At 59.4% G+C, this 26,737-nt stretch carries 28 protein-coding genes and 1 tRNA gene; 16 read left to right on the top strand and 13 right to left on the bottom strand.

All coding sequences use genetic code 11. The features are described from left to right. Window positions 1-15 precede the first annotated feature (15 nt). Both GAO09_RS20945 and GAO09_RS20940 read right to left on the bottom strand, forming a co-directional pair. Window positions 16-1,113, bottom strand: coding sequence for a glycosyltransferase family 4 protein (locus GAO09_RS20945; RefSeq protein WP_153357002.1), 1,098 nt, complete (start codon window positions 1,111-1,113; stop codon window positions 16-18). A gap of 166 nt (window positions 1,114-1,279) precedes the next feature. Then, window positions 1,280-2,083, bottom strand: a complete 804-nt coding sequence (locus GAO09_RS20940; RefSeq protein WP_153356999.1) for a class I SAM-dependent methyltransferase — start codon at window positions 2,081-2,083, stop codon at window positions 1,280-1,282. 116 nt (window positions 2,084-2,199) lie between these two features. On the opposite strand from GAO09_RS20940, the gene GAO09_RS20935 reads away from it, so the two are divergent. From GAO09_RS20935 to GAO09_RS20905, 7 genes are all read left to right on the top strand, one after another. Continuing rightward, the gene (locus GAO09_RS20935; protein WP_153356996.1) at window positions 2,200-3,330 is read left to right on the top strand and encodes an ABC transporter substrate-binding protein; all 1,131 of its coding nucleotides are present in this window, start codon (window positions 2,200-2,202) and stop codon (window positions 3,328-3,330) included. 13 nt (window positions 3,331-3,343) lie between these two features. Then, a complete protein-coding gene (locus tag GAO09_RS20930; RefSeq protein WP_153357564.1) occupies window positions 3,344-4,417 on the top strand; it encodes a FecCD family ABC transporter permease in 1,074 nt (357 codons plus the stop codon). Beyond that, on the top strand, window positions 4,411-5,163 hold the full coding sequence (locus GAO09_RS20925; protein WP_153356993.1) for an ABC transporter ATP-binding protein: 753 nt from the start codon (window positions 4,411-4,413) through the stop codon (window positions 5,161-5,163). Before GAO09_RS20930 ends, GAO09_RS20925 begins: the two co-directional genes overlap by 7 nt. Window positions 5,164-5,628: 465 nt before the next feature. Then, complete coding sequence (gene ribH, locus GAO09_RS20920; protein WP_153356990.1) at window positions 5,629-6,081, top strand: 6,7-dimethyl-8-ribityllumazine synthase; 453 nt, start codon at window positions 5,629-5,631, stop codon at window positions 6,079-6,081. A gap of 4 nt (window positions 6,082-6,085) precedes the next feature. Beyond that, entirely contained in the window at window positions 6,086-6,565 is a 480-nt protein-coding gene (gene nusB, locus GAO09_RS20915) for a transcription antitermination factor NusB (protein WP_153356988.1), read from the top strand. Window positions 6,566-6,580: 15 nt separating this feature from the next. After that, on the top strand, window positions 6,581-7,819 hold the full coding sequence (locus tag GAO09_RS20910; RefSeq protein ID WP_153356985.1) for an MFS transporter: 1,239 nt from the start codon (window positions 6,581-6,583) through the stop codon (window positions 7,817-7,819). Window positions 7,820-8,060: 241 nt separating this feature from the next. Further along, entirely contained in the window at window positions 8,061-10,199 is a 2,139-nt protein-coding gene (locus GAO09_RS20905; RefSeq protein ID WP_153356982.1) for a sodium-translocating pyrophosphatase, read from the top strand. A gap of 75 nt (window positions 10,200-10,274) precedes the next feature. Here the strand turns inward: GAO09_RS20905 and GAO09_RS20900 are convergent, their stop codons facing one another. After that, on the bottom strand, window positions 10,275-10,799 hold the full coding sequence (locus tag GAO09_RS20900; protein WP_235938358.1) for an outer membrane protein assembly factor BamE: 525 nt from the start codon (window positions 10,797-10,799) through the stop codon (window positions 10,275-10,277). 228 nt (window positions 10,800-11,027) lie between these two features. Between GAO09_RS20900 and GAO09_RS20895 the strand changes: the two genes are divergently transcribed. From GAO09_RS20895 to GAO09_RS20860, 8 genes are all read left to right on the top strand, one after another. Then, on the top strand, window positions 11,028-11,573 hold the full coding sequence (locus GAO09_RS20895) for a ubiquinol-cytochrome C chaperone family protein (protein ID WP_153356979.1): 546 nt from the start codon (window positions 11,028-11,030) through the stop codon (window positions 11,571-11,573). Further along, window positions 11,573-12,139, top strand: a complete 567-nt coding sequence (locus GAO09_RS20890; protein ID WP_153357559.1) for a YceD family protein — start codon at window positions 11,573-11,575, stop codon at window positions 12,137-12,139. Before GAO09_RS20895 ends, GAO09_RS20890 begins: the two co-directional genes overlap by 1 nt. 97 nt (window positions 12,140-12,236) lie before the next feature. Next, a complete protein-coding gene (gene plsX, locus GAO09_RS20885) occupies window positions 12,237-13,286 on the top strand; it encodes a phosphate acyltransferase PlsX (protein WP_324184849.1) in 1,050 nt (349 codons plus the stop codon). Between the two features lie 17 nt (window positions 13,287-13,303). Next, window positions 13,304-14,275 carry a beta-ketoacyl-ACP synthase III gene (locus tag GAO09_RS20880; RefSeq protein ID WP_153356977.1) on the top strand — a complete coding sequence of 324 codons (972 nt, stop codon included), beginning with the start codon at window positions 13,304-13,306 and terminating at the stop codon, window positions 14,273-14,275. A gap of 152 nt (window positions 14,276-14,427) precedes the next feature. Then, window positions 14,428-14,766: an integration host factor subunit alpha gene (locus GAO09_RS20875; protein WP_112728403.1), complete on the top strand. Its 339-nt coding sequence runs from the start codon at window positions 14,428-14,430 to the stop codon at window positions 14,764-14,766. Between the two features lie 139 nt (window positions 14,767-14,905). Beyond that, the gene (locus GAO09_RS20870) at window positions 14,906-15,442 is read left to right on the top strand and encodes a MerR family transcriptional regulator (protein WP_153356973.1); all 537 of its coding nucleotides are present in this window, start codon (window positions 14,906-14,908) and stop codon (window positions 15,440-15,442) included. Window positions 15,443-15,598: 156 nt separating this feature from the next. Next, window positions 15,599-16,072 carry a BA14K family protein gene (locus GAO09_RS20865; RefSeq protein ID WP_153356970.1) on the top strand — a complete coding sequence of 158 codons (474 nt, stop codon included), beginning with the start codon at window positions 15,599-15,601 and terminating at the stop codon, window positions 16,070-16,072. Window positions 16,073-16,288: 216 nt separating this feature from the next. Then, complete coding sequence (locus GAO09_RS20860; RefSeq protein WP_153356967.1) at window positions 16,289-16,594, top strand: oxidoreductase; 306 nt, start codon at window positions 16,289-16,291, stop codon at window positions 16,592-16,594. Window positions 16,595-16,967: 373 nt separating this feature from the next. Here the strand turns inward: GAO09_RS20860 and GAO09_RS20855 are convergent. From GAO09_RS20855 to GAO09_RS20825, 8 genes are all read right to left on the bottom strand, one after another. Further along, a tRNA-Pro gene (locus GAO09_RS20855) sits at window positions 16,968-17,044 on the bottom strand. An 80-nt stretch (window positions 17,045-17,124) separates the two neighbouring features. Next, window positions 17,125-17,313, bottom strand: a complete 189-nt coding sequence (locus GAO09_RS20850) for a hypothetical protein (protein WP_153356963.1) — start codon at window positions 17,311-17,313, stop codon at window positions 17,125-17,127. A 119-nt stretch (window positions 17,314-17,432) separates the two neighbouring features. Continuing rightward, complete coding sequence (locus tag GAO09_RS29700) at window positions 17,433-17,582, bottom strand: hypothetical protein (protein WP_209018779.1); 150 nt, start codon at window positions 17,580-17,582, stop codon at window positions 17,433-17,435. A gap of 122 nt (window positions 17,583-17,704) precedes the next feature. Next, window positions 17,705-17,998 carry a helix-turn-helix domain-containing protein gene (locus GAO09_RS20845; protein ID WP_153356961.1) on the bottom strand — a complete coding sequence of 98 codons (294 nt, stop codon included), beginning with the start codon at window positions 17,996-17,998 and terminating at the stop codon, window positions 17,705-17,707. A gap of 48 nt (window positions 17,999-18,046) precedes the next feature. Beyond that, window positions 18,047-19,339, bottom strand: coding sequence for an O-antigen ligase family protein (locus tag GAO09_RS20840; protein ID WP_235938356.1), 1,293 nt, complete (start codon window positions 19,337-19,339; stop codon window positions 18,047-18,049). Beyond that, window positions 19,336-20,877, bottom strand: coding sequence for an undecaprenyl-phosphate glucose phosphotransferase (locus tag GAO09_RS20835; RefSeq protein WP_153357551.1), 1,542 nt, complete (start codon window positions 20,875-20,877; stop codon window positions 19,336-19,338). Before GAO09_RS20835 ends, GAO09_RS20840 begins: the two co-directional genes overlap by 4 nt. A 60-nt stretch (window positions 20,878-20,937) precedes the next feature. Further along, window positions 20,938-22,092: a glycosyltransferase family 4 protein gene (locus GAO09_RS20830; RefSeq protein WP_153356958.1), complete on the bottom strand. Its 1,155-nt coding sequence runs from the start codon at window positions 22,090-22,092 to the stop codon at window positions 20,938-20,940. Window positions 22,093-22,102: 10 nt separating this feature from the next. Continuing rightward, window positions 22,103-22,681, bottom strand: coding sequence for a polysaccharide biosynthesis/export family protein (locus GAO09_RS20825; protein WP_209018778.1), 579 nt, complete (start codon window positions 22,679-22,681; stop codon window positions 22,103-22,105). A gap of 211 nt (window positions 22,682-22,892) precedes the next feature. On the opposite strand from GAO09_RS20825, the gene GAO09_RS20820 reads away from it, so the two are divergent. Further along, window positions 22,893-25,082, top strand: a complete 2,190-nt coding sequence (locus tag GAO09_RS20820) for a GumC family protein (protein WP_153356955.1) — start codon at window positions 22,893-22,895, stop codon at window positions 25,080-25,082. 6 nt (window positions 25,083-25,088) lie between these two features. Here GAO09_RS20820 and GAO09_RS20815 read toward each other — a convergent pair whose 3' ends face one another. Further along, a complete protein-coding gene (locus GAO09_RS20815) occupies window positions 25,089-26,357 on the bottom strand; it encodes a GNAT family N-acetyltransferase (protein ID WP_235938354.1) in 1,269 nt (422 codons plus the stop codon). Window positions 26,358-26,467: 110 nt separating this feature from the next. Then, window positions 26,468-26,683: a DUF2842 domain-containing protein gene (locus tag GAO09_RS20810; RefSeq protein ID WP_153357543.1), complete on the bottom strand. Its 216-nt coding sequence runs from the start codon at window positions 26,681-26,683 to the stop codon at window positions 26,468-26,470. Between the last annotated feature and the right edge of the window lie 54 nt (window positions 26,684-26,737).

Raw genomic sequence — 26,737 nt, 5'->3', positions numbered from 1 at the left:
AGAGAGTCCGCCTCATCAGGATTGCTTATGCTTGACCGCCGTCTTCAGCGGCGCCAGCAGATTTCCGTAAAGCTCGAGCATATGAGCGCGTCCATGCCGCTCCACCTGCATGCGCCCATAATTCGCGCGCGTTTCGGCGGATGGGTAATGGGCCACCATGTCCTGTACGGCGAGCGCGAGTTCGTCGGCATTGCGCACGTCGTGAAACCGCGTCATCGCCTGCACGCCGACCGGCTCTCCGGTGGAAAGCACTTCGCGCAACACCGCCAGATCGGCTGCCACAATCGGTAAACCCGCCATGGTCGCTTCCACGCCGGCAAGGCCGAACGTTTCCCAGATGGACGGGAACACGTAGATATTGCCGGCAGCGAGCACGTCCCCGAGGTCCGCGCGATCGATGGCACCGATCAGGTGCAGGCGATCGAACACGCCAAGACGTTGCGCCTGGTTTTCCAGCGCTGCCTGATCCGGTCCGTCACCTGCGATGATTAGGTGCACGCCTGGCAAGAGTGCCAGCGCGCCGATGGCCGTACCATGGTTTTTTTGCCCGACAAGCCGCCCGGTCGCGACCAGAACTGTCGCGTCTTGCGGAATTTTGCGTTTCTCTCGCCAGTCGGTGCGCCCGGTCGCTTGCGGCAACGGATCGACGCCGTGGATGATGTCGATGAAATGTTTCTTATACGCCTTGGGCCAGCTGCCGAAGGCATCGCGCGTAGCATTCGAATTCATCACCATATGCGTATAGATGCCGAACGTGCCGAACAGCTTGTCGATCGCTCGCCAGTGCGGCCGAAGTCCTTCCGGAGAGGCTGTGTGATGCGACACCCGCATCGGCACGCGCGCCAGCCAGCCGAAAAAATTGCCGTAGATGGAGGCGGCGATCTGGTAGGTGAGGATCGCCTGATAGCGACCTTTGAGAATGTCGCGCGCCAGCAACGCCATGTTTTTCACGGTATCTACCGCGCCGCCCTGCCTCAGGCCCCGGCTTTCCACGGCAAAGCCACGCTCTTCAAGGCCGGCCGTCACCATGTCCACCAATGTGCGCACGCCGCCCATCTTGTCGTGGGTGACGAGTTGCAGCACGCGCGGCTGGTTTTCTTTTTGGTCGGTCATGCTTTTCAAGGCCCGGCAAATCGTTCCGTTTGCCGAACATGAAGAGCATTTTTGTGCAGTGCTCACAAATGCAAGCCGCCACAAGGGCGGCGATCAAAGCAAGAACACCGACGATGTGCGGCTTTTAGATCACAATTTTCTAACGCAGACCGCTCCTGCAATCCCTTCAACCAGGCTTGCTGGCACAGATAGCGTATCGATGCTGCAGCCCGCGGGCCGTCGCCTTGAAGAAGCTCAGATGTTTCGCCTGCGCGCGGTGAATTGTCTTCAGGTCGTGATCGATGATCACGCTCGCGAAACCGGCTTGCCGCAGCAGCGCTGCCACATCGTCGGCTCGGGCGCCGCCCGAAAAATGGACTTGGCTGAGGATCTCCTGGTGCTTGCCGGCCAGTTCCGCCGGCGCATGCAAAATTTCGGCCTTGATCAGCCCGATCCGCTCCGCCCACGCCGCCAACCGCTTCACCAGCCTTTCCGCAAAACCGACATTGACGAAATCGCCATCGACGATCAGCAGTTTTCCGCCCGGTTTCAGAACACGCATCCATTCGGCAAAACAGGCAACCGGATCCACAAGTGTCCAGACCAGATGCCGGGTCACGATGACATCGTAGGCTTCATCCGGCTCCATCGTGTTTTCCGCATCCGCCATGCGGAAGGTGATGTCGCGCCCGCGCTGTCTGGCCTTGCTCCGGGCCAGCGCCAGCATGGTCTCCGACCAGTCCAGCCCGGTCACTTTGAAACCGGCATCATCCATCATATGCGAGACGACCGCAGTCCCCGAAGCCAGATCGAGGGCAGGGCGGCCATCACCCTTGCCCAGGTGTTTTTCGATCAAGGCCTGCCAGGCCTTCCGCTCGTCTTCGGAGAAAATCTCATGCCCCGGAGACAGGTCGAATTTTTCGGCGCGGGCCGACCAATAGGCTTTGATCTCATCCCGCAGATTGTAGTTTTTGCCGTGTGTTTCAGTCATTGCAGTCTTTGGTTGTCCGCTGCTTACATAGTCGAGAATTGCTCTAAAAGATAAAACTTGACCAATCTAGTCATAAAAACATAGAGCGCCCTCGGTTTCCACGGGAGAGAGCATTCATGCCTCGCAATATCAAGGTCGCCGCGCTGTCGGCAGCACTTCTTTTTTCAGCCGTCTTCCCGGCTCTGGCCGACAAGGTCACGGTCAAGGACGTCACAGGCCGTGACGTCGAGGTCGAAGCGCCGGTCAAGCACGTGATCCTCGGCGAAGGCCGCCAGATCTATTTCCTTGCCGCACTCGACAAGGAAAATCCGTTTCAGCACGTCGTCGGCTGGCGCGATGACCTGCCGAAGGCCGACCCGGAAACCTATGATGCCTATCTGGCAAAATACCCGGATATCGCAAAAATCCCGACATTCGGCGGCATGAAGGACGGCACGTTCAACATCGAGCAGGCTGTTGCGCTGAAGCCCGATGTCATCCTGATGAACGTCGACGCCAAGACCGCGACGGAAGAAGCCGGTTATATCGAAAAGCTCGCCAAGGTCGGCATTCCGCTGGTCTATGTCGACTTCCGCGAAAAGCCGATGGAAAACACCGAGCCGAGCATGCGCGTCATGGGCAAGCTGATGGGCAAGGAACAGCTGGCCGAGGACTTCATCAAGTTCCGTTCGGATGCGATCAAGGTCGTTACAGACAAGCTCGCCGCTGAAAAGCCGAAGGCACCGGTTGTCTTCGTCGAGCGCGCCGGCGGTTATTCCGATGATTGCTGCATGTCCTTCGGTAACGAGAATTTCGGCAAGATGGTCGAGATCGCCGGCGGCAAGAACATGGCCAACGGCATTATCCCGGGCACGTTCGGCACGGTCAATCCGGAGCAGGTCATCGCCTCCAATCCTGACCAGATCATCGTCACCGGCGGCATGTGGGAAGCGTTCGTTCCCGGCGGCGCCTGGGTCGGCGTCGGTTATGGCGCGGACATGAAGGAAGCCAAGGTCAAGCTCGAAGCGCTGACCAAGCGTCCGGCCTTCACCGGCGTCAAGGCGGTTGAGGACAGACAAGTCCACGCCATCTGGCACCAGTTTTACAACAACCCCTACCAGTTCGTCGCCATCCAGGAGATCGCCAAGTGGCTGCACCCCGATCTTTTCGAGGATCTCGATCCGGAAGCGACCTTCAAGGAACTGCATGAACGTTTCCTGCCGCTTCCATACAAGCAGGGTTTCTTCGTATCCCTGAAGGACGAATGATCGGATGACCAACATGGCTCTGGAGCAATCCACAGTCGCCGGTTCCACGACAGCAGGGCGGGAGCGCTATCGCGCTCTCGCCTTCCGGCGCATCCTTATCCTCTGTTTTCTGACGGCAGCGTTGGCCTTCAGCATCGCCGCCGACATGGCGCTCGGCCCGGCCAACTACACCATCTCGGAAGTGCTGCAGGCGATCTTTTCGCCGTCGACAGCCAGCAACCAGCTGCGCGTCGTCATCTGGGATATCCGCATGCCGATCGCGCTGATGGCGGTCACCGTCGGTGCAGCCCTGTCGGTCGCCGGTGCGCAGATGCAGACCATTCTTGCCAACCCGCTGGCCAGCCCCTTTACATTAGGCATTTCCGCCGCTGCCAGTTTTGGCGCAGCCTTGGCGCTTGTCGCAGGCGTCGCCATCTTTCCGGCTGCCGTGCAATATATGGTGCCGATCAACGCCTTTCTGATGGCGATGGCCGCCTCGCTGTTCATCTATTTCGCCTCCACCATGCGCGGCGTCAGCGTCGAAACCATTGTGCTGCTCGGCATCGCGCTGGTCTTCACCTTCAATGCCGCACTGTCGCTGCTCGAATACCTGGCCTCCGAACAGGCGCTGGCCGCCGTGGTCTTCTGGACCATGGGCAGCCTCACCAAAGCAACCTGGGCCAAGGTCGCGGTCACCGCCGCGGTACTCGTCGTCACCGTGCCGCTGTTCATGCGCAAGGCATGGGCGCTGACGGCGCTGCGTCTGGGCGATGACAAGGCCGCCAGCATGGGCGTCAATGTCCGCAGGCTGCGGCTTGAAACCATGCTGATCGTCAGCTTGCTCGCCGCCATTCCGGTCTCCTTCGTCGGCACGATCGGTTTCATCGGCCTTGTCGGCCCACATATCGCCCGCATGGTGGTGGGCGAAGACCAGCGGTTCTTCCTGCCCGGCTCGGTCATTTGCGGCGCGCTGCTGCTGTCGGTCACGTCGGTGGTCAGCAAGGTCATCATTCCCGGCGCCATCCTGCCAATCGGCGTGATCACCGCACTTGTCGGCGTGCCGTTCTTCTTCGCCCTCATTTTCGGCAACAGGAGGCGCTCATGGTAAGCCTCGCCCTCAAGGACGTTGGTGCGAGCTACGGCCGCGTCACCGTTCTTGCGAATATCGGCATCGACACGCTGGAAAGCGGTAGCCTGACCGCCGTTATCGGCCCCAACGCCGCCGGTAAGTCGACTCTGTTCAAACGCATCGCTTCGCTGATCTCAGGTCCCGGCCTCGTGCAGCTGTCGAATAGCGAACGCGGCGACCGTTCCATCTGCTACATGCCGCAGGATACCGGCGCCAACGCCGTGCTGACCGTCTACGAATCCGTGCTCCTGTCTGCCAAGCAGGGCGGCGGCTGGCGGGTGCAGGATGACGAGTTGAACGAGATCGACGAGATCCTGAAGGCGCTGCGTATTGAAGACCTTGCCTTCCGGGGCTTGGGCGAATTGTCTGGCGGCCAGCGTCAGCTCGTGTCACTGGCGCAGGCGCTGGTGCGCAAGCCGGAAGTGCTTTTGATGGACGAGCCGACTTCGGCGCTCGACCTGCACCGTCAGATCGAGGTTCTGGCCTTCGTCAGCCAGCTGGCTGCCAAAAACGGCATGATCGTGCTGATCGCGCTGCATGATCTCAATCACGCGCTGCGCTATTGCCACAACACGATCGTCATCGCCGGGGGCACGATGATCGTCAGCGGCACGACGGCGGATGTCATCACGCCGGACATGCTGCGCGATGTCTATAAGGTCGAAGCTCGCATCGAGACCTGCTCGCGTGGAGAGCCTTATCTGCTGGTGGATGGAGTGGCGTAAAGAGGCGGTTTGTCGCTTGGCTGCATGCGGCGCGATCATGTCGTTTATTTTGCTCTGACCGCCGGTACGCGCCTCCCTCTTCGGAAACATCAGACACCCTCCCCCGCACCATCCCGGTTTTAGAGCCGGGATGACGGCAACGCCGCGTCTGCGGCGCGCTAGGGCCGCTGAAATCGGCACGTCCTGCGCCACTATAAAACTATACCAGAAGGCAAAGGACGTGCCCCGGCCGCATGGCCCGGAAACGACACCGGGCAAAAATCGAAAATCTCAGATCGCCAAGGCCGGGTTCTGGCTTGCCAAAAGCAGTTCTAAAATGCCCTTGCCATTCACCTGGCAAAGCGCAAGCATGCAGGTAGCACGGGGCAGCCATGGCTAAAAAGGCTTGCCATTCAGCGTGTGACATGGTTTGACCCGGCCAATTCGCGGCGCGCGTGCGTCGCCTTCATTATCAGGACATCGCAAATGCCTACGGAAAACCCTCATCTTCTGATCGTCGAGGCGCGTTTTTACGACGACATGGCCGATGCGCTTCTCGATGGCGCAACGACAGCCATCACCGCTGCCGGCGCAACCTTTGATGTCATCACCGTTCCCGGTGCGCTCGAAATCCCGCCGGCGATTGCCATGGCGCTGGATGGCGCCGACAATGGCGGTACACATTACGATGGTTTTGTCGCGCTCGGCATGGTCATCCGTGGCGAGACCTACCACTTCGATATCGTTGCCAACGAATCCTCGCGTGCGCTGATGGATATGGCCGTCTCGGAATCGCTTGCCATCGGCAACGGCATCATGACCGTCGAAAACGACGAACAGGCTTGGGCCCGTGTGCGTCGTTCGGACAAGGACAAGGGTGGTTTTGCCGCCCGCGCCGCGCTCACCATGATCGCCCTTCGCGAAAAGCTGGCGGGCTGACATCATGACACGTGAGAACGAACATCCGGTCAAGCCGGCAAACCAGCGTGGTGCCGCCCGTCTCGCCGCCGTTCAGGCGCTTTACCAGATGGATATCGGCGGCACCGGAGTGCTCGAAGTCGTCGCCGAATACGAAGCGCATCGTCTGGGCCAGGAACTCGATGGCGATACCTATCTGAAGGCAGATGCCTCGTGGTTTCGTTCGATCGTCTCGGGCGTCGTGCGCGATCAGGAGAAGATCGACCCGATGCTGCGCTCGGCACTGCAGGAAGACTGGCCGCTGTCGCGCCTCGATTCGACGCTACGCGCCACCTTGCGTGCCGGCACGTTTGAATTGATCGAACGCAAGGACGTGCCCGTCGCCGTCATCGTAACGGAATATGTCGAGATTGCCCGCGCCTTCTTCGAGGGTGAGGAGCCCAAGATCGTCAACGCAGTTCTCGATCGCCTGGCAAAGCAGCTCCGGGGCGACCCAAAGAAGTAAACAGGGAAGAAGACAATGGATGCGTCTGGGGCAACCGGTAGTTCTCATGGCCTCGACGGCCAGTTGAAAACCGCCAGACGCAACGTCCTCATTCTCTCCGGCGCACAGGCCATTCTTGGCTCGGTCGCGCCGCTCACCATCTCGATCGGCTCTTTGGCCGGTTACCAACTCTTGAGCCTCGATAAATCACTGGCGACTTTGCCGGTCACCGGTTTCAACGCCGGGACCTTGGCCGGCGCGGTACTGATCGCCTTTCTCGCGCGAATGCTCGGCCGTCCGCAAGCCTTTATGCTCGGCGCAGTCATCGGCGCGCTCGGCGGCGCACTGGCGACCATCGCTTTGTTTCGCGGCGATTTCTGGTTGTTTGCCGCAGCGCTCACGCTGATCGGCACCTGCAGCGGCTTTACCCAAAAAATCCGGTTTGCGGCAGCCGATGCCTCGCCGTCGTTTTTCAAGGCGAAAGCAATCTCCTGGATTCTTGGGGCAGGGGTGGTATCGGCCGTCATCGGTCCGCAGCTGGCCATCTGGGCCAAGGATCTTTTCGAGCCCTTCACCTTCGCCGGCACGTTTCTCGCCATCGTGCCGCTGGCGATTCTGGCGATCGGCATCCTGTTTTTCCTGAAACTTCCGAAACCTTCCGCCGCCGCCGACCATGCCGAGCCGGCCCGGCCCCTGCGGCAGATCGTCGCCACGCCACGTTTCCTCACCGGCATGATCTGTGGCATCGGCACCTATTCGCTGATGAGTTTCGTGATGATCGGCGCGCCGCTCGCCATGGTCATCGGCTGCGGGTTCCCGACAGAAATGGCAACGCTTGGCATCCAGTGGCATGTGCTTGCCATGTTCGCGCCAAGCTTTTTCACCGGCATGCTGATCACCCGTTTCGGGGCGGAAAAGCTGGTTGTCGCCGGGCTTTTCATCCTCATGGCCTGCGCCGTCGTCGCGCATATGGGGATCGAGCTATGGAATTTCTGGGGTGCGCTGGTGCTACTCGGTATCGGCTGGAACTTCGGTTTCATCGGCGCCACCGCCATCGTCGCCTCCAGTTACCGCCCGGCGGAAGCCGACAAGGTGCAGGGTTTTCACGATATCATCCTGTTCGCCTGCGTGGCGGTCTCGTCTTTCTCGTCGGGCAAGGTTTTTACCGCCTATGGCTGGTCGGTCATGAACCTCGTTATCTGGCCGGTGGCGATTGTTTGCCTGCTCCTCGTGCTCAATCTCCTTCGCCTGCAGCGCCGCCGGCTAGCGGCTTGAGCCTCACTGTCGCAGGACGAAAAATCCTGACGATCGTCAACGACACTGTCCCATGGTGAAACTAGCATCGCACGTCCGTTGCCGGACGGTTGTGAGGCGGGGCTTGACGCACCAACGCGCGCACCGCAATCTCGCGCTCGCGCCGCACGGCCTTCCTTGGGAGGGGAGGGCTTTGGCGCTGGCCTTTTCGGCCCATACCTAATGCATATTTGGCGTTGCGTTTTTTGGAGAGGAAAAACGAATGACAGTGCTTACAGGGGTAATCATCTGCGGACTTCTGTCGATCGTCTACGCCGTCTGGGCGACACGATCGGTTCTCGCCGCGGATCAGGGCAATGCCCGCATGCAGGAAATCGCAGGCTACATTCGCGAAGGCGCTCAAGCCTATCTCACCCGTCAGTATATCACCATCGGCATTGTCGGCGCCGTCGTCACGGTCGTCGTCTGGCTGCTGCTGACTGGCCTTGCCGCTTTCGGCTTCGTCATCGGAGCCGTTCTGTCCGGTGTTGCCGGCTTTATCGGCATGCATGTGTCGGTGCGTGCCAACGTCCGCACCGCACAGGCATCCTCGGTCAGCCTTGCTGCCGGCCTCGATATCGCTTTCAAGTCCGGTGCCATCACCGGCATGCTGGTGGCCGGTCTCGCCCTTCTCGGTGTCTCCATCTATTACGCTATCCTGACGAGCGGCCTGGGGCATGAACCCGGCTCGCGCACGGTCATCGATGCCCTTGTATCGCTTGGTTTCGGCGCCTCGTTGATCTCCATCTTTGCCCGCCTCGGCGGCGGCATCTTCACGAAGGGTGCGGATGTGGGCGGCGATCTCGTCGGCAAGGTCGAGGCCGGCATTCCCGAAGATGATCCGCGCAATCCGGCAACCATTGCCGATAATGTCGGCGACAATGTTGGCGATTGTGCCGGCATGGCGGCCGACCTGTTCGAGACCTATGCGGTCACTGTCGTCGCAACCATGGTTCTGGCAGCGATCTTCTTCACCGGCACGCCGACGCTTGCCGCCGCCATGCTTTATCCGCTCGCCATCTGCGCGGTCTGCATCCTCACCTCCATCGTCGGAACGTTCTTCGTGCGCCTCGGCGCCAACGGCTCGATCATGGGCGCGCTTTACAAGGGGCTGATCGCAACCGGCGTGTTGTCCGTTGCCGGCCTTGCAGCGGCCACCGCCTTCACCATCGGCTGGGGCCCGATCGGCACCGTTGCGGGCAAGGAGATCACCGGCGGCAACCTGTTCATCTGCGGTATCGTCGGCCTGATTGTCACGGCGCTGATCGTGGTGATTACCGAATATTACACCGGCACCAACAAGCGTCCGGTCAATTCGATTTCGCAGGCTTCCGTCACCGGTCACGGCACCAACGTCATTCAGGGACTTGCCGTCTCGCTCGAATCGACCGCTCTGCCAGCCATCGTCATCTGCGGCGGCATCATCGCCACCTACCAGTTCGGCGGCCTGTTCGGCACCGGCATTGCCGTGACCACCATGCTTGGTTTGGCGGGCATGATTGTTGCGCTCGATGCTTTCGGCCCGGTCACCGACAATGCCGGCGGCATTGCCGAAATGTCGGGACTTCCACCGGAAGTGCGAAAAGCCACCGATGCGCTTGATGCGGTCGGCAACACCACGAAGGCCGTCACCAAGGGGTATGCCATCGGTTCAGCCGGTCTCGGCGCGCTCGTGCTCTTCGCGGCATATTCCAACGATCTTGAATATTTTGCCGCCAATGCCGCCCAATACCCCTATTTCGAAGGTGTTGGTGCCATCTCCTTCAGCCTGTCCAATCCCTATGTTGTCGCCGGCCTGATCTTCGGTGGCCTCATTCCCTACCTGTTCGGCGGTATAGCCATGACGGCTGTGGGCAAGGCGGCAAGCTCGATCGTGGAGGAGGTGCGCCGCCAGTTCCGCGAAAAACCCGGCATTATGCAGGGCACGGAGCGGCCGGATTACGGTCGTGCCGTCGACATGCTGACGCGTGCGGCGATCAAGGAAATGATACTGCCCTCGCTTCTGCCGGTTCTGGCGCCCGTCGTCGTCTATTTCGGTGTGCTGCTGATTTCCGGCTCCAAGGCATCGGCATTTGCGGCCCTCGGTGCATCACTGCTGGGCGTCATCGTCAACGGCCTGTTCGTGGCGATTTCGATGACATCGGGCGGCGGTGCCTGGGACAATGCCAAAAAGAGCTTCGAGGACGGTTTTGTCGACAAGGACGGTCAGCGTCATCTGAAAGGCTCTGACGCCCACAAGGCCTCCGTTACCGGAGATACCGTCGGTGACCCTTACAAGGATACGGCCGGTCCTGCTGTGAACCCGGCGATCAAGATCACCAATATCGTAGCCCTGCTGCTGCTGGCGATCCTCGCCCACTGAGCTGTAAATCGATGCCAGCAAAAAGCCCGCGAGACCAATCGGTTTCGCGGGCTTTCGTTTGAATGATCAACTGCCTTACGGCTGTGCCTGCTGGAACATGTTGCGTGCCGCGGCCGCCGCTGCGCCCGGGCCGGAACCGCCCGACAGCAGCTGTTGCAGGAAGGTGAGGTCCTTGCCGCCGGTCGGCGTGGTGCGCGAGATCGTATCGAATACCTTGCCGTCCTGCAGGGTATAGCTGGCGCGACGATCAACAACGCCGTCCTTGTTGAAGTACACGGCAACAACGGTCTGATCGACGACGCGCGGCTTCATGAAGGCGGCGCTGCGGCGGCGAACCTGGGAAATGTAATAGAACACTTCGTTGTCGAAGGTTGCTGTCGTCGAGGGGGTTCCCATGCTGAGCATGACCTGCTCGCGGCTGGAGCCGACGGGGATGAGGTCGAGCGACTGTTTGTCGACGACATAACCGCTATAGATCGTGTCGCCCACGCCTGTGGTGCAGCCGGAAAGGCCCAGTGTCGCGATGACCAGCGCGATTGCGGTCTTGTTCATCAGTTTCATGTCAGGCCCGTAAACGCGCTTATTCACACCAGTCCTCATGTCTTCCACCTCGCCGCAAACCGCCACCCCTCTGCACACAGCATTGTGGCTATTCCGCGAACAGGATCGAAAAGCTGATCCTTCACGGCCACTTGGGCGTCGGTTTGCCGCGTTCCGCTGAACGGCGTTGCAATTCGTGCCTGCTTCGGTAAACCAGCTTTCGTTTGCATGCAACACGGCCGCCATCCGGACGGGCGCTTTTGCTGGCGATGTTTGACGGGATTTCTCATGTTTTTCGGTCTGTTCGGCAAAAAAAACCAGAACCGCGCAATTGTCGACCGGCAATATGCAACGCTGACGGCCATGGCCCGCGAGCCGTATTTCTATACGGATCTTGGTGTGCCGGACACGGTCATGGGCCGTTTCGAAATGCTGTCGATCGTGATGATCCTTTTCTTTCGGCGTACCCGAACGTCGCCACGCAGCGGTCAGGAAATTGCACAGGAAATCGTCGATGCCTTCTTTCAGGATATCGATCATTCCATCCGCGAGCTTGGCATTGGCGACCAGGGCGTGCCCAAGCGTATGAAGAAACTGGCCGGCATGTTCTATGGCCGACTGGAAACCTATGCGACCGCGCTTGATGCAAAAGACGAGGTGGCATTGGCGGAAGCGCTCAGACGGAATATATACCCGGAAAAGCAGGAGGGCATACCGGCCGTCGATGGTCTGGCGCGCTGGATGACAGAAGCGGATGCCGATCTTGCTGCACTGGATGAAGACAATATTTCCCGAGGCGTTGCGCAATTGCGCAAGCCGGGAAGCGAGGCATGATGCAGAACCACGTCGACGAAGAAAAACCGCCGTTCTCCTATGGCGTTAAAGTTGGGCACGTTTCGACCAATGCCTTTTCCGTGCATGTCGAGGCAGACGCGCGCGAACTGGTGGAGCTTGCCAGGGCCTGGAAGGTCGAGGCGGTCGAAAGCCTTTCCGCCGAGTTGCAGATCAACCGCTGGAAGCGCGATGGCATTCGCGTCAAGGGTACTGTTTCGGCCAAGCTGACGCAGGCCTGCGTCGTGACGCTGGAGCCTATCGAAACAAAGGTCAATGAAGAGTTCGAGCAGATTTTTGTGCCGGAAGGTTCAAAGCTCGCTCGCGTTGCGACAGGCTCGACGGCCGAGATGGTGCTTGACCCGGATGGCCCGGATCTGCCGGAAACATTTTCCGGCGATACGCTTGATGTAGGCCCGATTATCAGCGAGTTCGTGGCGCTTGCAATCGACCCTTATCCGCGCAAGCCGGGTGCCGAATTTGCCGATCATATCGAGCTGGACGATGAACAGGCAGCGAAGCGCCCATCGCCCTTTGCAGCGCTGAAAGACTGGAAAAGCGGGCAGTAGCGTTTCGCTTTCGTCATAATTGAGTTGTATGCGGTCCGGAAAACATTATTTTGGCCGCGATTTCGCCTGAAGGCGAAACAGAAGGAAAAGAACCAGCGTGATCAGAATCTCTATCGATGCCATGGGTGGTGATGCCGGCCCCTCGGTCGTCATACCGGGCGCCGCCAAGGCGCTTGAGCGTCATCCCGATGCGACGTTTCTGATCTTCGGCCAGAAGGATGTCTGTGAACCTCTGCTGGCCCAGCATCCGAAGCTGCGCGAAAAATCGGTCTTCCATCACTGCGATGTTGCAGTCGGCATGGATGAGAAGCCGTCGGCAGCTCTGCGCCGCGGCCGTAACGTCTCCAGCATGTGGCGCGCCATCGATGCCGTGAAGCAGGGTGAAGCGGATGTCGCCGTCTCGGCCGGCAATACCGGCGCGCTGATGGCCATGGCAAAGCTCTGCCTGCGCATGCTCGAAGGTGTTGATCGCCCGGCCATCGCCGGCATCTGGCCGACTTTGCGCGGTGAAAGCATCGTGCTCGATATCGGTGCCACCATCGGTGCCGATGCCCAGCAGCTTCTCGATTTCTCGGTTATGGGTGGCGCCATGGCGCGCGCGCTCTTTGAAATCGAACGTCCGACCGTCGGCCTGCTCAATGTCGGCGTTGAGGAAGTGAAGGGTCAGGAAGAGGTCAAGGAAGCCGGCCGCCTGATTCGCGAGGCAAATTTCTCCACTATTGATTATCGCGGTTTCGTCGAAGGCAATGATATCGGCAAGGGCACGGTCGACGTCGTCGTCACCGAAGGCTTTACCGGCAATATCGCGCTGAAGACCGCCGAAGGCACCGCCCGGCAGATCGCCGAGCTGCTGCGCGCCGCCATGTCGCGCACGCTGCTTGCCAAGATCGGCTATCTGTTTGCCAAGGGCGCGTTCGACGCCCTGCGGGAAAAGATGGACCCGCGCAAGGTGAACGGCGGTGTCTTCCTTGGCCTGAACGGCATCGTCATCAAAAGCCATGGCGGTACCGATGCGGTCGGTTATGCCGCCGCAATCGACGTCGGTTATGACATGGTTCGCAATGCGCTGAACGAAAAGATCGCGCATGACTTGAAAACATATCACGCCAATCATCAGCCCAACCAGGGCCCTGAAGAAGCGGCGTGAGGACAGGACAAAAAAGCATGATCCGTTCAGTAGTACGCGGTTTCGGGGCAGCGCTTCCGAAACGGGTTGTCACCAATGCCGAAATGGAAGGCATGGTCGAGACGTCGGACGAGTGGATCGTCCAGCGTACCGGCATCAAGCAGCGCTACATTGCCGGCGAAGGCGAAACGACAGCCTCGCTCGGTGAAGCCGCAGCCCGCGCCGCACTCGAGCGCGCCGGCCTGACGGCAGACGATATCGATCTCGTCATCGTCGCCACGTCCACGCCGGACAACACATTCCCGGCTACCGCCGTCAACATCCAGCATCGTCTCGGCATGACCAAGGGGTATGCGTTTGACGTACAGGCGGTCTGTACCGGCTTCGTTTACGCCATGGCGACGGCAGACGCGCACCTGCGCGCTGGTCTTGCCAAGCGTGCGCTTGTCATCGGCGCCGAAACGTTTTCCCGCATTCTCGACTGGAATGACCGCACCACCTGCGTTCTGTTCGGTGACGGCGCCGGTGCGCTGGTGCTGGAAGCGCAGGAAGGCGAGGGCACCATTTCTGATCGCGGCATGCTGACGGCGCATCTGCGCTCGGACGGTTCGCACAAGGACAAGCTCTATGTCGATGGGGGCGTGTCCTCGACCGGTACGGTCGGTCATCTGCGCATGGAAGGCCGCGAAGTCTTCAAATATGCGGTTGGCATGATTACCGACGTCATCGAGGCCGCTTTCGAGGCGACCGGCACGACGGCGGAAACGCTCGACTGGCTGGTGCCGCACCAGGCCAACCGCCGCATCATCGACGGTTCGGCCAAAAAGCTCGGCATCCCGAGTGAAAAGGTCGTGGTCACGGTCGACATGCACGGCAATACGTCTGCTGCATCGATCCCTCTGGCGCTGTCCGTTGCCGCTGGCGACGGTCGTATCAAGCAGGGCGATCTCGTCATGCTGGAAGCCATGGGCGGCGGCTTTACCTGGGGCGCGCTTCTCGTCCGCTGGTAATCCGCAAACACTGCACCATATCCGGTAACGGAAACGGGAAGTTTTAAAGCCAAGCGGCGGATAAGCGAATGGAAGCAGACGCTTGACCGCCGCCGCCAAGAAACATAAGCTCCTTTCTGCTTTGATAACAATAATTCTGATGGGCGGGGGTCATGGCCGGTAAGACAGTGACGCGAGCAGATTTGGCGGAGTCGGTTTTTCGCAAAGTCGGGCTTTCTCGAACGGAATCCGCTGAACTTGTCGAAACCGTCATCGACGAAATCTGCAATGCGATCGTGCGCGGAGAGATGGTAAAACTGTCTTCGTTCGCGACCTTCCAGGTCCGCGCCAAGAACGAGCGCATCGGCCGCAACCCGAAGACGGGTGAGGAAGTGCCGATCTCGCCGCGCCGCGTGATGACCTTCAAGGCGTCGAATGTGCTCAAACAGCGCATCCTGAAGGCCCATACCCAGCGCAAGAACAAGCAGAAACCTGCCAATCCGGCGGCCTGAGGAAGACCTGCCTTCCGCATCTCCTGTGGAAACGCGAGCGGGCGCTTGAAACCGTGCGCCCGAACCGTTGATATATGACGTATTGTGAATCTGCCGTTTGGCCTTAAACGGCAAGCAGCAAGCCGCCGGAGACGAGATCTTGGACAAGAGCCCTGATGCATTTCGCACCATCAGCGAAGTCGCGGACGATCTCGATCTGCCGCAGCATGTGCTGCGCTTCTGGGAAACACGCTTTCCGCAGATCAAGCCGATGAAGCGGGGCGGCGGACGCCGCTATTATCGCCCGGACGACATCGATCTGCTCAAGGGTATCCGCCATCTGCTCTATGATCACGGCTACACGATCAAAGGTGTCCAGAAACTTCTGAAGACCAATGGCAACAAGTTTGTTGCTGCCATCGCATCCGGCGATCTCGCCACCATGGAAGCGATCATGGCGGCCAACAGCGAAAAGCCGTCGGCGGAGCCACGCGTTTCCAACCCGGATGAAGACCAGATCGTAGGACGCCCGAAGGCAAGGCCAAGCGGCCGTTTCTTCGGTTTCGGCGGCGGAGGCGATGATGCGCCGGAAATTTCGGTCGGAAAAAGTTCTATCGGCAAGGAAGATCGAGCGCTTCTCCAGGAAGCTCTGTTCGATCTTCTGGAGTGCAAGCGCCTGCTCGATCAGGTTCGCTGACCGGTCATGGGTATATTTACCGTAGTGCTTGTAGTCTAAATTCGGGATCACGATAGGTTCCCGAAAGCGTGAACACGTTTTTTTGTCCGTTCACCGCTGGTTCATCGATAAAAAGAGACCATATCCTCATTATATAGCTAGGTGAGGAAGTTCATAATGAAGAAACTCGCGATCATCGCCCTGTCTCTTGCAACGGCATTTATGGGCGTTGCGCCCGCACAGGCATTTCCATCCGCCGCATCTGCGCCCAGGGTAGAGCAGACGCAGGCGAGCGGTGTTCAGAATGTTCAATATCGTCGCGAATGGCGCCGTGACCGCTGGCGTGGAGGCGATCGTCGCTGGGACCGCGGGCGTCACTGGGATCGTGGTCGCTATTACGGTGACCGCCGCTACTATCGCCGCCACCATCGTAACAATGCCGGTGCTGTGATCGGTGGTCTGGCGCTGGGCGCCATCGTCGGCGGCGCGATCGCCAATTCGCAGCCACGTTACGCCCCGGCTCCGCGTTATTATCGTGGTGCAAGCTCCCATACACAGTGGTGCGTCAATCGCTACCGTTCGTATCGCGCATATGACAACACGTTCCAGCCTTATAACGGCCCGCGTCAGCGGTGCTACTCGCCTTACTGAGGCGCTGGCAATATTGGACTTTAAAACGGCCCGCGATGCGGGCCGTTTGCGTTTGTTGGCGGCTTTGACGACGGGCATACGAATTGCGACAATGAAAGTTGCGCCTTCGAATACAATCAGTTTTCGCCCGTACGATACCGTACCCAATGGAACCTTGAAGCATCTGGCTTGTTCACTTTTCAGGCGGGCAATAAATCCGACAAAGAGGAACACCCAATGATTAAGCTTCTTACGGTAGCGGCACTTTCCCTCGGTCTTGCGACCTCTGCAATGGCGCAGGGCGCCAGCGGTGGTAGTGGCGGCGACGGCTCCAATAGCAGCGGCGCGAACAGCGATAATTCCGGTGCTTCGAGCGGTAGCTCCACCGGGGGCAGCGCGGCCGGCTCCAGCGAGAGCAAATCGGAAGGCAGCTCCCAGTCAAACTGTGGCGCACCGGGTGGTACGCAGGGTGCTACGCAGTCCGAGCAGAATAACAATGGTAGCACCAATCCCGGCGCCGGCAATGCTGGTACCTCGTGCTAATCACGTAAGTCATCAAGAGAAAGCCCCGCGCCTTTTTGGCCGGGGCTTTTTCATGGGTTGCGATTGTGAGCTTTGCCCGCCTTTGGGCTTTTGGAAAAGCTGACCTGCCGGTATCGCTTTAATGATCGTCGGCATGGCAGACGACGTATTCGTCAAGGCATCCGGTTAGGCGGTTCTCATGCCTAGGTGTATAGCTGTGGGTAATGCTTCATCCAATCAGGGGCAAACTGCACCTTATCGGGGGCAAATAGTGAACCGCAGCGACTTTTCGGGAGTTTGTGCTCCGCGACGACCTGCCGGACATATCCAATTCCACTCATGCTCATGGCAGCGTAGATAAGATAAGGCTGGTTGCTATATCGCGAGGGGATTTTGGTCGGAATGGCGGGATTCGAACCCACGACCCCTTGACCCCCAGTCAAGTGCGCTACCGGGCTGCGCTACATTCCGACCTGCCCCTTGCGAAGCAGAACCTCCATAAATGCTCGGCACGGTGCGCGCAAGAGCAAATGTCGGAGATTGAAAAGAGTTCAGCGGTAAAGTGGTGCGCGGCTGGCGTTCATAAGCAGCTCATGCTCGGCAGCGAACTGCCCGAGAAGACGCACGAGGCGTGTTTCTTCCTTCTCATCAAGCCGATATCGTTTAGCAAATTCGCTGACATTCCAAACTTTGCGGACTGCACTGCTTTCGATAGATTGTCCGGACAGATGCGTGCTCATGAGTTCCCGCTCTTTTTTGCTTGATGTGCGGCATCAACGACGGTCCGCACATTTTGTTCCGGGCAAACTACAGGCTTTTTCGTAAAATGCCGATGACGGTCGTTGCTCGCGATCCGCGATCAGTTTTCCTCGACCTTCACGCCGTCCTGGCCGATGCTGAGCTCAACACCTTTCGGTTTGCTTTGCTCGTTGTAGACATAGGCGCCGAGCCCGACCACGACGACAACCAGTGCGCCGATGATGAGGTAGAGGCCATTGTTGCGGTTCATGCGATTACTCCTTTGGCACCGACGCAACAGGATGGCGGCGGCATGCGTGATACGATTGCCCGCGACAACGACGATCGTGCCAAAATGTTCCAGCGAAAAGGAAAAACCGGTTCAGACGCGCATCAATCGTCGTTTGTGGCGTTCAGCCGTTCCGGCCGCAGTCCCTCGTCCTGCTGGCCACTACGCAGACGTATGCCCGGCCCGATCGATGCGTCTTCCTGGCCTGCTGCCAAAAATACGATGCCGCGGCTTTCCAGTGCACCTTGCAGCCGGCTGGCAAGCAGCGCGTCAGAAAATGCCTCGCCTTTTTCGGCATCGTGAATATCGGAGGAGGACAGACCGGTGAGAGTGGCAAGCTCGTCCACCGTCAGAGCGATCATGGCGCGCGCGGCGCGGAGTTGGGATACTGTCAACATGCTTGAGAAACTGGAGGCCACCAACGCGAAGTCAAGGCCGGCAACGGTTCAGTAGTCCAGCAAGGAACGATCGGCTTGTGCAGGTGGCGGCGGTGCAGGATGCAGACGTTTCTCGCGTTCTGCACGCTGGTGGCGGCTCTCCAGCGCGGCACAGCCCCAGACGATGCCGAACAGAAGATAGACATGGCGCCAGTGATCGATGTCGATGACATTGCCGATCAGCGCATGACCGGCCACCATTACCCAGGCGATCATCAGATAGGGCTGCCACGGACGGTCGCGCAAAAGATTGCGAAAGCCGATGATCAGAGTCCACCAGATCAGGATGATGTAACAGACGAAGCCCAGCCACCCGTAGGTGGTCAACGATTTCAGCCAGATGTTGTGTTCATCCTCGCCAAACATTTTCCCGAGCATCATGGGACCGAGACCGAGAGGGCGTTCCATCGACATGAGAAAACCCATCTTGTGACGCTCGAAGCGGCCGAGACGGGCACCATCATATTCCTGCACCAGCTTGGCGCGGCTTTCGAACAGGTCGTAGACCTTTTTCGACTGCATGGCGGCAGCCATGCCGAGCATCATCACCAGAATGGCGGCAATCGAAAGCGACAGAATCTTCAATCGGAATGCGCCTGTGCGTTCCTTCAGCAACATGATTGCCACCAGCGCGATGGCGGAGAAAGCAAACAGCGCCCAGGCAGCACGCGAGAAGGACAGGAGCACGCCGAGCGACAGCACCATCAGGCCGGCAATGGCGAGCGGCGCTTCTGAAAGCTTGCCGTTCAACAGGCGGTAGATCAGGTAGAGGGCAGGGGGCACCAGATAGGGGCCAAAGACATTGGGGTCCTGAAACGCACCCTTGGCGCGGTCATAAAGCGTGAAGACGTCGAAACCCGGCAAGACATGGAAATAGCCAATAATACCGAGCATGGAGGTGATGACGGCGGCCGCCACCCAGGCCTTGAAGATTAGTGCCAAACGGCGATGCTCGTCCTCGATGATCGCCGCATAGAAAACGGAACTCAGCGCCAGGAATAGCGACACTGCCACATACATCGGCCCACCGGACATGTCCTTCATCACTGTCAGCGAAAACATGCCGCCGACATTGAACAGAAGGAGCAGGACCAGAAGTGGCGCATTGGCGCGCGAGATTTTCAGTCCCAACAGAAACCACAGGCCGATCTGGGCGGCCATCACCAGTTCATAAGGTGCCGGTTCCGAAATCACGAAGCCGGACAGGAAAACGCCGAAGGCGACCATGGCCGAGCCGCAGATCCGCAGCGCCGCAAGCTGCGGGCGAAAGGTGTACGGTGAACTGTCGGCGGTCGTGCTCAATAGGCGTTGTCCGTATTGAGCAATCGGATCGGCGTCAGGAAAAGGATTTTCAGATCGAACAGCAGCGACCAGTTCTCGATATAGTCGAGATCGTAGGTGATGCGGGCGCGGATCTTTTCATCCGTATCGATCTCACCGCGCAGACCGTTAATCTGTGCCCAGCCGGTCACGCCCGGTTTTACACGGTGGCGTGCAAAATAGCTCTCGACGACATCGACATATTTGCGGTCACCAGTCTGTGCCTGCACGGCATGCGGGCGCGGGCCGACCAGCGAGAGATTGCCACGCAGCACGTTGAAAAACTGTGGCAGTTCATCGAGCGAGGATTTGCGGATGAACCTGCCGACCGGGGTCACGCGTGCGTCGCCTTTGGTTACAGCGAGCTTCGCGGTCGGGTCGCTCAGATGCGTATACATTGAGCGGAATTTCAGGACGTTGATGATCTCGTTGTTGAAACCGTGACGTTTCTGCACGAACAGGATCGGGCCCGGTGAGGTAAATTTCACGGCCAGCGCCACGCCTAGCATGATCGGCCACAGGAAGAAGATGGCGAGCAGCGAGAAAAAGATGTCGAAGGCGCGCTTCGCCACCGAATCCCAGTCGCGGATCGGCTTGTCGAAAATATCGAACATCGGCACGGAGCCGACATGACTGTAGGCGCGGGGACGGAAACGCAGGCGATTGGCATGCGCGGCGAGGCGGATATCGACCGGCAGGACCCAGAGCTTGCGGATCAGCTGCAGGATGCGATCCTCTGCTGTTGGCGGCAATGCAATGATCAGCATGTCGATGCGGGCCAGGCGCGAAAATTCCACCAGTTCGGCAAAGGTGCCAAGTTTCGGATAACCGGCAACGACTTCCGGCGAGCGGTCGTTTCCTCGGTCATCGAAGATGCCGCAGATGCGGATATCGTTGTCGGGTTGCCGCTCCAGGGCACGCGCCAGTTCCTTGGCCGGCTGGCCGCCGCCGACAATGACGGCCCGGCGTTCCATGATGCCGTTGCGTGACCAGTTGCGGATGCCGAAGGCAATCAGAAAACGTTCGACAAGGAGAACGGCGGCGCCACCGAAAACCCAGAGGATCAGACCTGTCGTAGTCGGAGCACCGTCAGCGGCCATAAGCAGACCGACACTAATGGCAATGCCAAGCAGCCAGCTTCCAACAAGGCGCTTGCGTGTACGTGACGGTGCGCGGATGCTCGGAATCTGATAGGCATCGGCCAGTTGCAGCAGAAGAACGACGAGGGCGGACCCGGCTCCAATGATGCAAAAACGGACGGCAAGCGAACGTTCTGACGGCCCGAAGAACAGTTCAGTTGCAAGGCCGACCGCCAGCATCAGCAGAAACTCGATGAGGCGGTACTGGCCGATCAGCATGGCGGGTGAATAATTTTCGTCGCGGAACTGCTCTGCCACCTGCCGGGCGAGCGGGTTGAGTTCCACCGGCTCATGCGGGTCGGGTGTGGAGGCAACGCCATCCGAAACGCGGCGGCGAAATGCCTCGATATCGAACTGCTCCTGTCCTTCGAGCTTGCTCATCATGCGCGATCTCGTCCTCACTGGCGCAAGGATGTATCACGACATTTGGTAAGAAATCGTTTAGATGTTGCTTATGCGCCCCGTCAGCTCACGATAGAGCGACAGCATTTGTTCCGCCATCGCCGAGGCTGAAAACACCGCCTTGAAAGCATCCGGTGCCGGCATCATATCCTCGCACCACGTGGGATTGGTCATGGCATCGACCATGACATGGGCAAGATCTGCCGGGTCGCCCGGCACTGCCAGCGCCGGGCTGTCTGCGCCGAGGATTTCGGGAACGCCCCCCACGCGCGTTGCGATCACCGGTTTTCCGGCGGCCAGCGCCTCTATGACGATATAGGGCATGGCTTCCGCCCGCGACGGTACGACGACATTGCGGGCAAGTGCGAAGGCCTGTCGCGCCGGCATGGCTTCCAGCATATGGATACGCCGCCCAAGGCCACGCTCGGCCATCATCCGGTGGTAGCGATCACGATCCGGCCCGTCGCCGACCATGACGGCTGAAAGCGGATGACCGATTGCCCGTTCCGTGCGACCGAAAGCATCAATGAACTTGTCCGGGCCTTTCAGGTCCCGCAGCATGCCGATGTAAAGAAAGTCGGCGCAATCCTCCACCGGCGTGACCGGCTCGAATTCGCTGTCACGCACGCCATTGTAGATCACCTGCGAACGGGTGGTAATCTTCCCGACCTTGGTCTCATAGGCATTGCGCTCGAATTCGCACACGAAAACGAGGCTGTCGGTGAAGCGTTCCTGAAGCCGCTCAAGTTTCAGCACGATCCGCCCGGACAGTTTTGCCCGGTCGTAATGCAGGCTGCCCCCGTGAGGCGAATAGAGGCGGGCTACGCGATACCTGTTGACCCGCAGGGCTGAGCCGATGAGCCGTGCCAGAACGCCACCCTTGGCGCCATGACCGTGCAATACATCCGGCTGCAAACTCTTGATGTGCTTGTAGCTATTGTAGAGCGCATTCAGGTCCGACGGCGCAACGGAACGCCGGATCGGAATGCGGATGAGACCGAGCGAAAGCTGCGGCCTGATAGCGTCGAACAGCCGCTCTTCGTGAGCGCCGCCCGTGGAACTGTCGCAGAGAATGCCGACCTCGTGGCCGGCCGCCCGATGTTCCTCCACCAGATCGCGGACATGGCGGAAAATGCCGCCAACCGGTGATCTGAAGCAGTGGATGATCCTTAAGGGGCGCGTCCCTGGCGTCATGTGCGTGCGATCAGAAAAGACGCTCGCGGACATAGATCGTGTCGCCGGCGAGCATGGCGCTGGAGATCGAGGTCCGGCCGGTGATGCTGCGCCCGTTGATCTTGCGGGTCACGTCGATATCGCGCTGGTTGCCGCGCGGTGTAAAGCCGCCGGCAATGGCAATCGCGTTTTGTGCGGTCATGCCCGGTACATAGGAATACTGGCCGGGCCGGCCGACTTCGCCCATCACGAAGACAGGGCGATAACGATCCATCTCGATCGTCACGTCTGGATCGCGCAGGTAACCCTGTTTGAGTTTTGCGGCGATCGCACCTTCCAGCGCCACCATGGTCTGGCCACGCGCGGCGACCTGTCCGATCAGCGGGAAGGAGATATACCCGGCCTGATCGACCGTATAGGTGTTGGAAAGGCCGGTCTGCTCGAACACGCTGACGCGCAACCGGTCGCCGCTGTCCAGTCTGTAAGGCTGGATCGTTGCTTCCTGAAAGCTTTTGGGGGCCGGCTGATAGGTGGAGCAGGCGCCAAGCATGGTTGCGGCGGCAAGTGCTGCGACCAATGCAATCTTTGATCTCGAACGGGCGAACGACATTTCGCGACAAGGCTCCGGCAGTCAAACTATGACATCCGTTATCGGTCCATTAGGGTTAATGCATAGTAAAGAGAAGCGGAAATTCGTGTATTGCGGAAGTTTTTATCGTCCCACAACCGCGTGTGGTGGCGCATTAACTGTCGAGTTACCATGATCCTTTAGGCTGCGGAGCTTGTTACCCAATCGGCAGTCCCTGAGTACGGAGTGTGGCATGTCAGCAAGCAATGGCAATCAGGACGTGGATATCGACCTCGGGCAGTTGTTTGCGGCCGTCTGGGAGCGCAAGAAAACGATTCTGACCGCGACGGCGCTGGCCGCGGTGCTCGCCTTTGTCGGGGCAAGCCTTATGACGCCTGCCTACAAGGCGGAAAGCCGCGTGCTGATCGAAAATCGCGCGCCCTCCTTGAATGGCCTGCCTGATCCTTCCGGTGCAAATGATCCGGTACTCGACGCGCTCAATATCCAGAGCCAGGCGCAGCTTCTGCAATCGACAGATTTGATAAAGCAGGTTGCGCGCGAGATGAAGCTGAGCGAGCGCAAGGAATTCGATCCGGCCGCACATTCGTCTTTGCCAAACCCTTTGGTCATGCTCGGCTTGCAGCAGAACCCGCTCGATCTGCCGCCTGAAGACCGCGTCATGAAAACTTTTCGCGAAAAGCTGCAGGTCTACCCCGTCGAAGGGTCACGCGTGATCGCAATCGAGTTCAGCTCCGAAGATGCAAAACTTGCCGCCGCGATCCCGAACCGCATGGCTGAAGTTTATCTCAGCATGCAGAGCGGCGCGAAACTGGACAGTCATGCGGAAGCCGCAAAATGGCTGGAACCGGAAATCGCCACCTTGACGAAACGCGTCAGCGAGGCGGAAAAAAAGGTCGCCGACTATCGTTCGTCCTCCGGCCTGTTCCGCACCAGCGATACCAACAACCTCACCAACCAGCAGCTTAACGATATTTCCGCCGAGCTTGCGCGGGTAAGGGGCGAACGCGCCAACGCCGACGCCCGCGGGCAGAATGTCCGCAATGCAATTGAGGCCGGTCGTCCTTCCGACACACTGAGCGACGTCGTCGGGTCCGCGATGATTCAGCGGCTGAAAGAAACCGAGGCCAGCCTGCAGGGGCAGATTTCCGATCTCTCCACCTCGCTGATGGAAGGCCATCCGCGCCTGAAAGGACTGCGTGCCCAGCTTTCCGGCATCCGCCAGCAGATCCAGGGGGAAACGCGCAAGATCCTTGCCAGTATCGAAGGCGAGGCCAATGTAGCGCGGCTGCGTGAGACGCAGCTTGTACAGCAATTGAATGGTCTGAAGGCTGACACCGCCCGCGCCGGCGAGGAGGAAGTGGGCCTGCGCGCGCTGGAACGCGAAGCGACCGCCCAGCGCCAGTTGCTGGAAACCTATCTTGCCCGTTACCGCGAGGCGACGTCGAGGATCGATCGGAATTCGACGCCAGCCGATGCGCGCGTGATCTCGACGGCAGGTGAACCAGCCGAACCCTATTTCCCGAAAATCCTGCCCATTACGATTGTTGTGACACTTGCAACGCTGGTGATCAGCACCATCGTCGTGCTTTTGATCGCGCTGTTCGGCGGCCGGGGCTTGCGGCCGAGCAATGCCGAAGCAATCGAAACGGCTGCGCAGGCCAAAGCTATCGAGCCACCTAAGCCCGTCACAAAACCTGCCGTCACCTCGAATGCGGTCGTGGCTGAGCCGGCAGTGAAGACCGCTGTCGTTGCCGAAACGGTCACCACCCCGGTCGAAGCGGTTGTCGCCAGCGAAGTCGTCAAGGCGCAGGACGACGCCTTCAGCATCGAGGCCGTGCGCGATTATATCATTGGTCGAAAAGTGCAGGTGGCCGTGGCCGTCTCTCCGGGTGGCGACGAAGGCTCGACGGCAACCGTCATGCTGGCGCGCGAAATCGCCGAGGCCGGCCGCGCCGTGGTCCTTGTTGATATGACCGGCTCGTCATGCCCAACACGTCTTATGGCAAACGGCAAGTCGTTGCCGGGCATCACTGATCTTCTTACTGGCGCCGCTGCCTTCGCCGATACGATCCATCCCGATCGGCTCTCGGACGCGCATATCGTCCCGCGCGGGATCGCCGATGGTGCAACTGCCATGCGTGGTGCCGATCGTCTTGGCATTATCATCGACGGGCTTGCCGGTGCATATGATGTGGTTCTGGTGGAATGTGGGCCTGCGGGCATTGGCAATCTCGCGCGCGTGGCACGGAGCAAGGACGCCGATATCGTCATCTCGGCCCCCGGTTACGACGAAAAACGTCTGGCCGAGGCTGCAGAAGTATTCGAAACCGCCGGTTATACCAACCTGATGATCATGGCTGGCACGTCGCTAATGCCACCGACCAATCGGGATAGCGCCGGCAACCGGCGTCGTGCGGCATAAGCCAGCTCAATCTTTCTCGGTGGATGCAGTAAATTGCGATGCCTGCCGCCCGGCGCGCAATCTCTGCACCCATCCATAGAGGACAGGATTGCGCTTGATCACGCCTTTTGCCCGATTTTTCGCGGTCAGTAGATACACCATCAACCGTCCGCGCAACGTCACCGGCAACAGCAGTTCGTGCGTGACCGTTTCCTGTGTGCACCAGCTGCGTTTGTAAGGCTGGTCACCGATGCCGAAATCAAAGATCGCAGCGCCTTGCTCGCAGGCGCGTTCAATCATCAGCCAGAAAAGCAGTTCCCCGGGGCTCGCGTCGGGAACGAGCCTGTCATCTATTGAGCCGAACTGGCAGATGACGTGGTCGCCTTTGCGTGACAGCCCGGCTATGGCAGCGATCCCGCTGCAATATTCCCCCTTCAGTCGGATCGCGTGCAGTTCAAGCGGCGTATTGACGCCTTGGGTGCAAACTTTCGTGAGGTTGCGAAAAAATGCCTTCTTCTCCGCAGGCTGGAAGACATCCGGCAGGCCGTGAAGACGAAACCGGGCAGCCTTCTGCTCGAAGAAAATATCGAGCAGTGCCGCTTTCTGTTCCGACGTTTCGGCGATGACATAGTCGTAACCGCCTTTCTCCTGGAGGCGCCGTTCCTGTACGCGAAATTTCTTGCGTCGCCGCTTGGCATTCACCTGCGCCAGCGTCTGTTCGAAACTGCCCAAGAGAGGCAGCTGAAATGTGTGATTGGCATCCGCTATGGCGTAAAGGCCATTGAAGGGGTGCGCCACATCTCGCCATATCAGCGGTACCGTTCCAAGCGCAAGCAGGTCGACCTTGGCCTTCAGCAGCGCTATCAGCCTGCTCTTGATAATCTCCAGCGCTTCAGCATCCAGAAAGCGAAAATCTTCATCCAGAAGGCCGCTGTTGAAGTTATTGAAACGAGTGGCGATGAAGCGGGCGATGGTGGCTCCACTCTCCCGAACCGCCTCCAGCGGCAGGATCATGATCGTGCGATCCGCGATGCGGCCGCGAACCAGCAGTAATGGATTTTGGTGTGCCTGATGCCAGGCGTGACACCAGTCATAGGCTTGGTGAAGAGAGTTTCGGGGCAGTGCTTCCAGCCTCTGCCAGTCGGCCCTGATCTCCTCCATGCTGGCAACGAGATCAAGCTGCAACTGTTCGACAGGAAAGGGCGTCGGCGCGGGCATGCTATTCGCCGGCGCTGCTACAGCGTCCATTACCGTTTTGAAATCGGGTTGCGGCTTCTGCACGCCCATCTCCGCCATCACATTCGCGTGCGATCATAAAGGCGGAGTTGCAACAATCGGTTTATAGGCGGCCCCTTCGTGAGAAGATCCGGCCTGCTTGGTTAAGGCGTCGTCAACGCAAAAAAAAGTCAGGCGCGCGGCGGTCTCGGACCTGCCATCCACTTGATGATGAGCATGGCTGGCAGGATCCACAACAGGCCGGTGAGCAGGAAATACAGGAGATGCACCCACCATGCCGAGGTGGCAAGGAGGGCTGAGGCGACCGTGGTGGCAATGTCGGCATAAACGATCACCAGAATGATGATGAGGATCGTGCCGATGAAGCTTTTGAGGCGCGGATGCATTTTTTCGTCAAGCTCTCCCGTCAAGCCGCGACCGCATGCCGCAAAGCTGAAGGA

Source organism: Endobacterium cereale, from assembly GCF_009617585.1.
Taxonomy (GTDB): Bacteria; Pseudomonadota; Alphaproteobacteria; order Rhizobiales; family Rhizobiaceae; genus Neorhizobium; species Neorhizobium cereale.
Note: the sequence above shows the minus strand (reverse complement) of the source record. Positions and strands in the feature narration are given on the sequence as shown.